The sequence below is a fragment of the Photorhabdus australis DSM 17609 genome (assembly GCF_000711895.1).
Lineage (GTDB): Bacteria > Pseudomonadota > Gammaproteobacteria > Enterobacterales > Enterobacteriaceae > Photorhabdus > Photorhabdus australis.
The window spans coordinates 1-10,517 of record NZ_JONO01000087.1; the positions used below are offsets into that span (position 1 = coordinate 1).

The 10,517-nt window shown below is 34.4% G+C and carries 12 protein-coding genes and 1 pseudogene; 3 read left to right on the top strand and 10 right to left on the bottom strand.

Annotation, left to right across the window (positions count from 1 at the left end; genetic code table 11):
- The 10 genes and pseudogenes from BO26_RS17485 to BO26_RS24955 all read right to left on the bottom strand — a co-directional run.
- Positions 1-544: pseudogene (locus tag BO26_RS17485) on the bottom strand (IS110 family RNA-guided transposase); the annotation flags it as partial.
- A 247-nt stretch (positions 545-791) separates the two neighbouring features.
- A complete protein-coding gene (locus BO26_RS17490; protein ID WP_420864712.1) occupies positions 792-1,445 on the bottom strand; it encodes an HD domain-containing protein in 654 nt (217 codons plus the stop codon).
- Positions 1,446-1,688: 243 nt separating this feature from the next.
- A complete protein-coding gene (locus BO26_RS17495; RefSeq protein WP_036773716.1) occupies positions 1,689-2,159 on the bottom strand; it encodes a nucleoside-diphosphate kinase in 471 nt (156 codons plus the stop codon).
- Entirely contained in the window at positions 2,153-3,238 is a 1,086-nt protein-coding gene (locus BO26_RS17500) for a DegT/DnrJ/EryC1/StrS family aminotransferase (protein WP_036773719.1), read from the bottom strand. Before BO26_RS17500 ends, BO26_RS17495 begins: the two co-directional genes overlap by 7 nt.
- On the bottom strand, positions 3,235-3,999 hold the full coding sequence (locus BO26_RS17505) for a Fe(II)-2OG oxygenase family protein (RefSeq protein WP_036773722.1): 765 nt from the start codon (positions 3,997-3,999) through the stop codon (positions 3,235-3,237). Before BO26_RS17505 ends, BO26_RS17500 begins: the two co-directional genes overlap by 4 nt.
- Positions 3,992-5,062: a nucleotidyltransferase family protein gene (locus BO26_RS17510; protein ID WP_036773726.1), complete on the bottom strand. Its 1,071-nt coding sequence runs from the start codon at positions 5,060-5,062 to the stop codon at positions 3,992-3,994. The genes BO26_RS17505 and BO26_RS17510 overlap by 8 nt, the downstream gene beginning before the upstream one ends.
- Positions 5,063-5,362: 300 nt before the next feature.
- Positions 5,363-5,584, bottom strand: coding sequence for a hypothetical protein (locus tag BO26_RS17515; RefSeq protein ID WP_036773727.1), 222 nt, complete (start codon positions 5,582-5,584; stop codon positions 5,363-5,365).
- A 120-nt stretch (positions 5,585-5,704) separates the two neighbouring features.
- A complete protein-coding gene (locus tag BO26_RS17520; RefSeq protein ID WP_036773728.1) occupies positions 5,705-6,265 on the bottom strand; it encodes a hypothetical protein in 561 nt (186 codons plus the stop codon).
- Between the two features lies 1 nt (position 6,266).
- Complete coding sequence (locus BO26_RS17525; RefSeq protein ID WP_157835574.1) at positions 6,267-6,602, bottom strand: hypothetical protein; 336 nt, start codon at positions 6,600-6,602, stop codon at positions 6,267-6,269.
- Between the two features lie 94 nt (positions 6,603-6,696).
- Positions 6,697-7,068 (bottom strand): hypothetical protein, encoded by a 372-nt coding sequence (locus tag BO26_RS24955; RefSeq protein WP_477707046.1) that lies wholly within the window; start codon positions 7,066-7,068, stop codon positions 6,697-6,699.
- 832 nt (positions 7,069-7,900) lie between these two features.
- Here BO26_RS24955 and BO26_RS17530 point away from each other — a divergent pair.
- The 3 genes from BO26_RS17530 to BO26_RS24960 all read left to right on the top strand — a co-directional run bounded on the left by BO26_RS17530 (position 7,901) and on the right by BO26_RS24960 (position 10,467).
- Entirely contained in the window at positions 7,901-8,722 is an 822-nt protein-coding gene (locus BO26_RS17530) for a nucleotidyltransferase domain-containing protein (RefSeq protein WP_036773730.1), read from the top strand.
- 280 nt (positions 8,723-9,002) lie between these two features.
- Complete coding sequence (locus tag BO26_RS17535; RefSeq protein ID WP_036773732.1) at positions 9,003-10,328, top strand: MATE family efflux transporter; 1,326 nt, start codon at positions 9,003-9,005, stop codon at positions 10,326-10,328.
- A gap of 4 nt (positions 10,329-10,332) precedes the next feature.
- On the top strand, positions 10,333-10,467 hold the full coding sequence (locus BO26_RS24960) for a hypothetical protein (RefSeq protein ID WP_477707047.1): 135 nt from the start codon (positions 10,333-10,335) through the stop codon (positions 10,465-10,467).
- The last annotated feature ends 50 nt before the right edge of the window (positions 10,468-10,517 follow it).

Here is a 10,517-nt window from a genome sequence, read left to right on the forward strand (position 1 = left end):
CGCTTCAAGCAGAGCAAGCAGGAACGGGGCCAGTTTTTTTCTGAGTCGCTCAAGTACCTCAGGCATGGCCTTATCCAGAGAAGCCCTGCCTTTATGCTCGGTTTCACCAAATTCCAGTAGCAAACCATGCAGCGCATTGATTTGTGCGGTTCTGAATTTGACTAATTGGTGGCGCATTCGGTGTCATGACAGAATGGCCTGTTGCTCTTCATTTTTAATCGCGATCGATTTGCCGGGTTGCTGAACCGCCAGCCAAATGGCCCGGGCATCCTGAACATCATTTTTATTTCCCATCCGGAACGCTTTAACCAATTTAGCCTGAAGCAAACGCACGTCATGCCCCAGCTTCCTCAGCTCCCGAGCCCAATAATGCGCACCACCACTGGCTTCCATGCCAATCAGACAAGGTTCGCGGTTACTGAAGAACGTTAAAAAATCCGGCCTCCTCAGTGGCTTATCAATAAGTTCACCGGTGTATTCATCGACAAAATGAATTTGCATCAAATGTTTTGCAATATCAACGCCAAAAAGGAGTAAATTTCATGGGTGGATCCTCCAGTCATCAGGGAGCAATAGTCTCCCGCTTTTAGGCACTATAAGGCCGGAAATCTGTGAGGATCCACATCTCATCTCTCAATTCCAGCACAATGCCAAAGGCTAAGTGGTTGGGATGCGTTCATTACATTCTCTTAGCTTGCCGGTCACTGTCTCTATTTCTGTCACTGCATGTTTTCTTGCTTATGAAAATCCAGTTTATTATAACAGGTCATCATTAATATTGTTCATTCATCTCAATTGGTTGGATCAACCTGAATTTCATCAATAAAAGAATCGAGGAACTTCTTCATACTCGCAACCCTCTCATGGGCCATCTGTTTACCTGATTGAGTCTGAAATCCAGACTCAATCTTAAATAGTTTGGTATAGAAATGATCGACAGCATAGGTCTTATCATCATATTCACGCTGTTTTGCCAGAGGATCATGAAAATCATACAATGAAGAACCCATGCGGCCAGAGGTATAAAAACAGCGGATAACACCAATCAAACCAATAGAATCCAACCGATCAGCATCTTGTACTATTTGAGCTTCTAATGTTCTGGGGGTTAGTGCCGCAGAAAAACTATGTGCTTCAATGGCATGGCAAACGGCGGTAATATCTTCCTCACTCCACTTTAACTCTTTCAATATTAATGCTGCTTTTTCTGCCGCCATACGAGAAGCCAGATGACGGTTTGGCGAGTTTTTTTCAACACTTACACAGTCATGCAGCAACACTGCGGTGAATACGAGCCGCAAGTTACCAGATTCTGCTTCACAAATTTTTTGTGCGTTTCTCCATACTCGATAGAGATGAGCAATATCATGAGCACCGTCATCGCTTTCTATAGCCATAGGTAACAATTGTTGAGCTAAATTTTCAAAAGGTGAAAAAGATAATATAGTCAAAATCTCTCCAATGAATGAAAAAAGTCTCTTACCCAACTCTGTCTGAGTTTGTAACGACCACAATAACAGGATTAATCAACAGTAACATAACGGTTATTACTAAAGAAATTTAGCATTAGTTCTCGAGGTCAGGTCAAGATGTACCTACCAACTTTATTCTAACAGAACTGATAATGTTGGTAGGATAACTTCATTTGAGCTCTCACTTCATTGAACTAAGGGACAGAACCAGCTATTTTAGACGTTAGGCTCCCAATACTCTTTAGCCATAAAAGCTTCATTATTATGTCTATACTCGCAAACTTCATCAAAGAAATAGGCAATTTGCTTCACCGCTTCGTTGGAATCAGCTGCTCTATGGATTACATCTGCACCTGTCCAGACACTATATTTTTGTCTTATTGAACGTGTAGTGTCTTCTTCTGGGTTTGAGTAAGCTCCGGCGAAGTTAAATATACTTCCTAAAGCATTATGTCCACTCAGAACCAGCAAAGTTGATGGAGCTGACTGCATTACCGTTTTGAACTGCTTATGAAAGGGTTTACCCAAAATTTTGGGATATAAGAAGTAGAAGTCTTCGTCATTTAGCACCAAAGAACGGATATTATGTATTTTGAATCCTTTTTCTTCGAACTCAGTGATAATTTTCCCTACAAGCCCTCGATGAACAGCATCCGGCTTGATTAAAATAAAGCTTTTTTCTAGCATGAAACCTTCTCCAGAATTTCAATTATATAGTCGATTCCTTCCTGAGAAAGATCTGGATGGGTAGGAATGGTTATCAGGTTTTTGAGGACAGTATCTCCTTTCTCAATACTGCCATCATAAAATTTATTGAGGATACCAAACTTATACTTAGCCTCCCCATATTTTAGAAAGTCCGTTTCAAATCCCATATCTTTTAGTACCTCATGAACATTGCCAAGGTCTCTATGATCTTTATCTTTAAGTACTAGGTTGTAGTAGTTAGGTTGTCCCAGGCAATCAATTTCTTCAAATCTCGTGCTCACTATGCCCTCCTTGATTTTCTCGGCGTTTTCTCTACGAATAGTAAGTTCATCATACACTCGTGTACATCTTGAGATACCTAAAGCCGCTTGGAGTGAACCTAGCTTGAAATTCAAGCCAAATGACAAGCCATTAAGGTTCCCAAGGTTGACTATTTCTCGCAAACGCTTAGTTCTTTGAGGAGACGAAGGAATGATAAAGCCACCTTCTCCAGTAGAAAGGATTTTCTTATCATGAAGCGAGAAGCAACCATAATCAGAGAAAGTTCCAACCAGACGACCAGTCTTAAATGTACTGAAGTGAGCTTGCGCAGCGTCATCAATAACAATGATGCCTCGACTCTTACAAACTTCAGCAATCTCATCATAATTGACTGGATATCCCCATAGAGGGACAGCTATTATAGCCTTAGTTTTATCATTTATTTTACTTAGTAAATCGTCAATCGATAGTTCAGTTGTATGTGACGTTTTGGTATCAATAAATACAGGCTTAGCTCCAACTGATAGGATCGGGAACGTTGTAGGTATCGTCGTATAACACGGAACTAAAACTTCATCATCAGCAGAAATGTCTTCAGCCATTAGGCTAGCAATAAGTGCGCTCGTTCCACTAGAACAACACACTACATCATCAACTTCGAACAACTCTGCTATTTTTTTCTCAAATTGCTCAACAGTATCACTTTTCCCTGAAAGCTTACCGAGATCCAATACTTTTTCCAGCTCAATCAGATCGTTGCTATGAGGCTTCTTTTTATAACTGTCATTAATTTTCATGGTAATACAATCCCCTTAATATCCGTTTTAACCACTAGGTCCTCTTTTTCATAGAGGTAATATCGATGCAACTTTCTACTAAAGCTTTCCTCAGAAATAAACTCTCGACCATGAATGCACCTTCTGTTGTTTACGATGAGTAACTGGTCGGTTTTCAACGCAATCTTCTGGCACAAGCGTTGATATAATGAAGAAAGCTTTATCGCACATTTTTTTGCTTTCTCTGTTTTATAAGTCTTTATTGAGTTAGAGAATCGAACTTGAAAAAAACCATCAGAAAAATGAAGGATAGGCTTCCAAGAACTATCTAACTCGTTGGACTCCATAACAAATGATTTTTGCCACTCAAATACATAATTTGGTGAACTAAGCTCGCAAATTTCATCATCATTCATGTGATATAAGATTTCTTCGATATGACAGACTGTGGTTCCCACATCACTGCCACAAATAGAAAGAAGTGCTACATAGTTTGGGATTATCGACAGACCTCTAACTTTCTTCCACTCGGTATCGAATGGAAGAAAGCTTGCATCAGTGTGACCTCTTAACTTTTTTCTAGATTGAACAATACCTTCTTTAGGGGATAGGATAGACGCGACATCCCCTAAAATCTCAGACCGAAAGCCGAAGGTATGCATGCCTATAGTGTCTCGAATATAATTAGTGAACATATCATCACTGTGGCCAAGGCATGAAGGTGTATCAACACACACCCAACCTTTAGCACTTAATTCTGAGAGTATTTTGGTGTTATTCATAGACAACAAAATCTCCTGTTACTTGCCCGTAAAAACAACCAATATTTGTTTCCATTTTGAAGCTATTACTTTCGTCTACCTTCTCATTTTTAAACAAACGGTAGAATCTTGTAGGAGTGCCCCTATCAAACAGTTCTCGTGATTTGGCGGTTGGATCGTCTGATATTAATGCAACGCACTTTTTATCAAATTGAGAAACGTCCGGAGTACTAAGTTCCCATGAAACCATTTTGACTATGTCCGCACCACTTGGATACTTGCTAACGTCAATTTCATTAACTTCAATATATTTACGAAGCTTTGCAATAGCAGGACCTAATCCATGCGAACTAATTAGTGTTCTCACTATGTGCTCACATGCTTTAAAATCGCTATTTTCAAGCAGAATGAGAAGATCCACAAAGTCCCTAATTGTTAGATAATCTTTGTTGTAAATTTGAATAAGTATTATCAATATAGAATTAAGATCACTAACTACATTGACATATGTCCCTCTCAAAATAGTGTTGTAGCAGCCAGAATATAACGACTGTAGTAATATTCTCGAACCATTATCATCGATTGGGTAGTGATCAACATGGATTTCAAATCCACGATCATCATCTTTCCCTTTCGTATATCGGAATGATTTATAAACTTTTTCTGTAACAACATCCTTTATCCAAATAGTACTGAAATATATATCGTACCCATGCTTAATCAACAAAGCATCAAGCAATGGTAAGTGATCTTCTAATACTACCAAATCTGCGTCAAAAGCGAATCGCGAGGCACTTTCATGGTAAAAGCGCTCTACAGATAACCCCTTCAAAACTAGAACAGAATTTTTTAGTTCTGAGGATTTAGCGATATCGTTAAGTACGATCGATTTTTCTCTCTTTTCATTTTCAATATGACAATACTCTTCGCTACTCTGGCCGGTTGCATATACAAACATTGATAGAATCTTCTCTTGGAAGGCAGACTCTTTGTTTAAGACCGATATGTACTTCTTAATTGCTTCAGGCAACCAACCATTTAGACAATAATTATAGTATGAATCAATTACTTTAGATTTTTTCATTGTTTCTTCTCCTCGAAGAAAAAGCCAAATAGAATGGAATAAAAACTAATGCAAATTGATACTTTGTTCACCTTCTCTTGTTACATATATTCTATTTCATAGAACCATTGAAATAAACAATATTATTAATGGATGTAATTATTACAATAATTTCATTGCACAATCTAAGCTTATTTACACCTGTTTATGAATTATAAAATCACATAAAAAAACATTAACCTCATGCCCATTATATAGAGCTTTCCTTTATCATTAACCTTATCAATTCCTAACCAATTTATGATAAGTTGATAAAACACATTAAATAAGACATTTATTTACTAAGACAATAATTGAATTCATATCAGAAAAATCATCAAACGTAAGATCTTCATCTAGTAGGTTGATATCAAGCTCATTTTCCAAATGAATAATCAAAGAAACAATTTGAAATGAATCCAAGTCATCAAGTGATTTTATTTCAGATTTCTTCATAAACTCAATTACTATTATTTCAATATCTAAATTTGATTTTTTGCCCATAATTCCAACTTTTTATAATTTACTTTTCCACTTATTAATGTAGGTACAGATTCGATACAAAAAATTCCTTTCACTTTAACATTCTTAATGAATCCGCAATCAAATATTTCTCCTTCGTTTTTAGGTTGATAAAAAATTGTAATTCCAGTATTGCAATCTAACACCAAATTTTCCTGTAAAATCACCTTGCCATGTATTATATGATGTACATATGAATGATTCACCTTTAGGACAGTCAAATAGTTCGAATTTATTATTTCCTTTCCATATATATTCAGGGTGAACGAAATCATAGTAAACCTTATAATTTCTACCATTTATTTCCATATCTTTAGGGTTGTATACTCCTAAAGAGAACAAAGCAGACTCACCAATCTGTATGCCTACAAATCCCCAAGGATTAATCACTCTAAAACAATTCTTTTCTAGAGAATAATGACTCAAATCATCATAAGTAATATTAACTCCTAAACTATTAAAGTATTGCTCATATGACATGAATGTTAAAACAGGAGCTCCATTAATTGGATTTCTTATTAGTTCTCCGGGCTTCTTAACCAAGAAATACTTGACAGCATCTCTAGAATTAAAGCTTTTTTTATATATATCCAAATAATCAGGGTTTATCCCAGATTCTTTGTAAAGAATATTCTTTAATATATCGTATTTAGCGTTCATCATATTATTTAAAATTTAGATTATGTGAATTATTAAAATTTTCAATTAACAAATAAAATAACCCTCTAATATAATACTCTTCGTAATCAAGAGAAGAGAAGTCTAGAATTAAATCACAATATTCAGAATCAATAATAAGTCCAATACCTATATGCATAATTCGAAATGCTCCACGATCATTGACTAAAATTTTATGTTTGTACTGTGTGTTAATTTTTCCTGTAAACCATTTTTTATTTATTACATTTAGGCAAATTGATGGGAATTGTATACCAACCTCTCCATATTCAGTTTTACTAGCAAGCAGAGTATTAGTATCACCACCATATAGAGTATTCATTAGCACTCTGGATCTGATATCATTGACACAGTAACCATTTTCGCTCTTTTTTATTATCAACGGCCGTATCTCATTCAACCATCCTAATGTATATCTAGGATCTATCGAATAAGTAGGTTCTCTTCCATGTTGATTTAACCCTATATAAGTGTTCTCCTCCAAAGAACTCATCAAATGACGATGCAATGGCTTTAATTAAATGGGCTGTAATCATATTGTCTGATGTAGATCTTAAAACTTTATGACGAAGAACTGAGGTACTGGACTCTAATTTCATATCTCTAATTGGAAATCTTGATTTCTCAGAGTTATGAATTTTTAACTCACAATATTCTTTTATGAAACCTAAATTATATTTGTTATTTCTTGATTTCTTACCCAGTTTAGAAGATACAAAGTTTTTAATATGGTTCTTCTCATATAAATCCCAGTTAGTATCCTCTCCAGATAACAGATTTGAAATCATTCCATTGGAAAGTGCATCAGATAAGAAATGATTTACGGCAAAGAAAAAACTTAAGCCATTAGTGGTTTCTTTTAAAAATAAGGGGCTGTCCTAGATAAGTCATTTGATCTAGGACAGCCCCTTATATTTTTTACATTTCACTATCAATGCAGAAACACGATTCACAAAGTATGGAAAGTTATAGATCATAGTTATCTAACAATATTAATAACTAGAGATATCGTTAACCTTATAAATTTAATATTCCCATCAATATGAACCCCCTCTTTAACATGATCAACACTACAATTAACATCATTCTCAACACTTTAGAATAATTTATTAAAATTGAACCATAGGAAATAACAATAATGTGAAACCAGTCACATATATGATTTATTCTCTTTTCAATATCTTGCCCATCTAAGTAATCTAAGAAACAGTCTCTTTCCATCCAAGAGAATTGGTTGTGTAGTGCATATGAATTTGGTGACCTATATAATGGAGGTATTCGAATCCGCTTCATAGATAAATAGGTGACGTTATGACAAGAGCATACTCGGCGTATTTAAACGTGAAATAAAAAAAGGTAACGCCAGAGGAACTCGGAAACGGAAAAAGAAACCAGTACACCTGGAGGGCAGAACGAAAAAACACTACCGCTCTCTTGATGTTCGACTCACTGAACAATTCTCGATAATCGATAAACTTAGGCAGAGCCCTAAATGTAATAAATTTTTTGTGATTTATTCAGTAGAAAAAGTTAAAAATTCTAGCATCGTCGATCTAAGCGGGTCCTACCTTAAGAGATGTCAGATATATACAGTAATTATTAAATAAAGAGGTATATGATATGAATACTACAGTTACAAATTCAAAAATTTTATACACATTAACTTCCTTATGTAGAACTGATTATGAAAATGTGAATAAAAGTCAATTGATTGATATTATGAATCGTACGGAATTTCCTTGGGATCGGTTCCTTTCAGTAGTCAATAGGCAAAAAATTGTAGGCATCGTCTATAAATCTCTGTCTGAAATGAAATTACTCCATCTAGTGCCTTATAGAGTAGCAAGTGCTATAAAATATATTTATTTAGCAACAACCAAGAGAAATCAGGTGCTTATGGATGAATTGATTACTATTTTAACGGCATTTAAGGAGGAAGGAATTGATATAAGGCCTCTAAAAGGCTCTGTTTTGTTGGATTTGATATATACCGACTATGGTACACGAACACTAAACGACTTAGATTTTTTTGTTAGCAAAAATGACTTAAAAAGATTGCCAAAAATTATGAATAATTTAGGTTATATTCAAGGAGAGTATAATGTTAATGACAAAACGTTAACTGAACTTAGTCGTGAAGACAAATTAATGTGGAAAGTAAAGATGTTTAACCTTCCACCATTTTGTAAAATCCACCCAGAACCCACTGTTGATATTATATCTATAGATTTTACTTTTGGACTATCATTTTCTGACAAAAAAGACATTAATGAAAAAATTCTATCAACTGATTCTATTCTAAATAACAAAAAAACATTATCCAATATTGATTTTTTTATCCATTTATGCACTCATTTATATAAGGAGGCTTCAAACGAAGCATGGGAAAATTTTGCTCAAGATATCAATTTAATAAAATTTTGTGATGTTAGAGAGTATTAGTACTTCTTGTCAAAAAAAATAGATAATGATGACATTATATCTAGAGTGAATGAGTTGGGTGTTGAAAAAGCATTCTCTTTCTCAATACTCTATTCGTCCATTTTATACAATGACAATAATTTAATTAAACTTCTGGAAAGAATAAATTATTCAAAATATAACTTCCAAGAAGTATACACTCAAAACAATGAGATAAATAAGATAAAGTTAAACTCAGTCAGTGAATCTATTCTACTTGTAAAATAGTGATAGACATACTCTAAGTTTATAGTATAAAACTATGAAGATTAGTGAAATATTAAGACTAGCCATCCCCATTTCAATTCAGAGTTTGGTTTTCTCTTGCTTAGGTTATATCGATATTTTTATGGTATCTAAGCTAGGGGAGGCCAATGTCGCCGCAATTGGAATTGCGGCTAAAGTAACATGGCTAAACATTACATTGCTCATATCGTTAACTGTCACTTTATCTATATTTTTATCGAATTATGTTGGTTCGGGAAATGTAAAAAGCCAAACTTCAATAATACAAATATCTCTATTGTTTTTATTAACAGTATCTACAATACAGTCTATTATTCAGGCATTGTTTTCTTATCATGTATCTTCTATTTTTACCGATAATTTAGAAGTCTCGCTTCTTTGTTCAACTTATTTAAAATACACTTCACCTTTATATTTATTTAGTTCACTATCACTAATTATTGACACAATCAATAGGTGTCATAAAAAACCATCCATATCAACAAAAATAACCATTCTAGAGGTCATAATTGCGGTTTTCTTAAACTGGGTTATGATATATGGAAATTTATCATTTCCTGAGATGGGTATCATAGGTGCAGCTTTATCAACAACAATAGCTAGAATAATCAGAACAATTGTTGGTTCTTATATATTAGTAAAAATTTACACCTATAAGTATTTTATAAGTACAATATATTTAAATTCTTTTAAGCCACTAGTTGTTGATTATTTTTCAAAATTTCTACCTATTTTATTAACCAATATAATATGGTCGCTTGGAATCGCTACGTATCAGTTTCTCATTGGAAAACTAGGAGTTGATTATATAGCTCTACACTCTGTTGTTTCCTCCATAGAATCCGCATTCTTAGCAATATCTTGGGGAGTAGCTACTTCATCTGGGATATTAGTTGCTAGAAGACTAGGATATGGATATAGCATAGCTGAACTAGATAGATATTTAAAAAAGCAGAAGTTATCAGTTTACTTATATTCATTGGTAACTAGCGTGACTTTCTTTATAGTGCTTTATTATTTTTCAATATATTATAATGTAAGATATGATTTTACATATCTATTGTTTTTCCCATTGATTTTTTTGCTAAAATGCATATCTGTATATTATCTAACTATACTTCAAAATTGCGGTGATACGAAAAATAACCTAAAGTTGAATTTTATTTGCCAATGGTTAGTATCCATACCAATTTCAACTATTCTTATAATACACCTAAACTGTACTTATATTTCAATTTTGGCTATGCTAACTGTTGAAGAATTACTCAAAGTTATCTTTTTGCATGTTAGGTTGAAAAATTTGTCATGGATTAATGATGTTAAATTGACTAGAGGCTGTTGACGTTTTGGAAGGGGGGTTTAAACAGCATGATGGTCTGGTAGAGAATGTAATGAACGCATCCCGTTTGCAAGACAAAAATTACTCTGGCATCGACGGTAGCGGGGTTTTCGTCAGTAAGGTGGCCACTCTTGCACCGTGAATAAACAGGGTTCTCAGGTAGGTATCTCCCCGTTTACTGATGCCCAGTCA

What these genes read in the sequence shown, in the direction of transcription:
- BO26_RS17495 (WP_036773716.1), bottom strand. Translation starts at nt 2,159, where the DNA reads ATGCTAGAAAAAAGCTTTATTTTAATCAAGCCGGATGCTGTTCATCGA.
- BO26_RS17500 (WP_036773719.1), bottom strand. Translation starts at nt 3,238, where the DNA reads ATGAAAATTAATGACAGTTATAAAAAGAAGCCTCATAGCAACGATCTG.
- BO26_RS17505 (WP_036773722.1), bottom strand. Translation starts at nt 3,999, where the DNA reads ATGAATAACACCAAAATACTCTCAGAATTAAGTGCTAAAGGTTGGGTG.
- BO26_RS17510 (WP_036773726.1), bottom strand. Translation starts at nt 5,062, where the DNA reads ATGAAAAAATCTAAAGTAATTGATTCATACTATAATTATTGTCTAAAT.
- BO26_RS17515 (WP_036773727.1), bottom strand. Translation starts at nt 5,584, where the DNA reads ATGGGCAAAAAATCAAATTTAGATATTGAAATAATAGTAATTGAGTTT.
- BO26_RS17520 (WP_036773728.1), bottom strand. Translation starts at nt 6,265, where the DNA reads ATGATGAACGCTAAATACGATATATTAAAGAATATTCTTTACAAAGAA.
- BO26_RS17525 (WP_157835574.1), bottom strand. Translation starts at nt 6,602, where the DNA reads ATGAATACTCTATATGGTGGTGATACTAATACTCTGCTTGCTAGTAAA.
- BO26_RS24955 (WP_477707046.1), bottom strand. Translation starts at nt 7,068, where the DNA reads ATGATTTCAAATCTGTTATCTGGAGAGGATACTAACTGGGATTTATAT.
- BO26_RS17530 (WP_036773730.1), top strand. Translation starts at nt 7,901, where the DNA reads ATGAATACTACAGTTACAAATTCAAAAATTTTATACACATTAACTTCC.
- BO26_RS17535 (WP_036773732.1), top strand. Translation starts at nt 9,003, where the DNA reads ATGAAGATTAGTGAAATATTAAGACTAGCCATCCCCATTTCAATTCAG.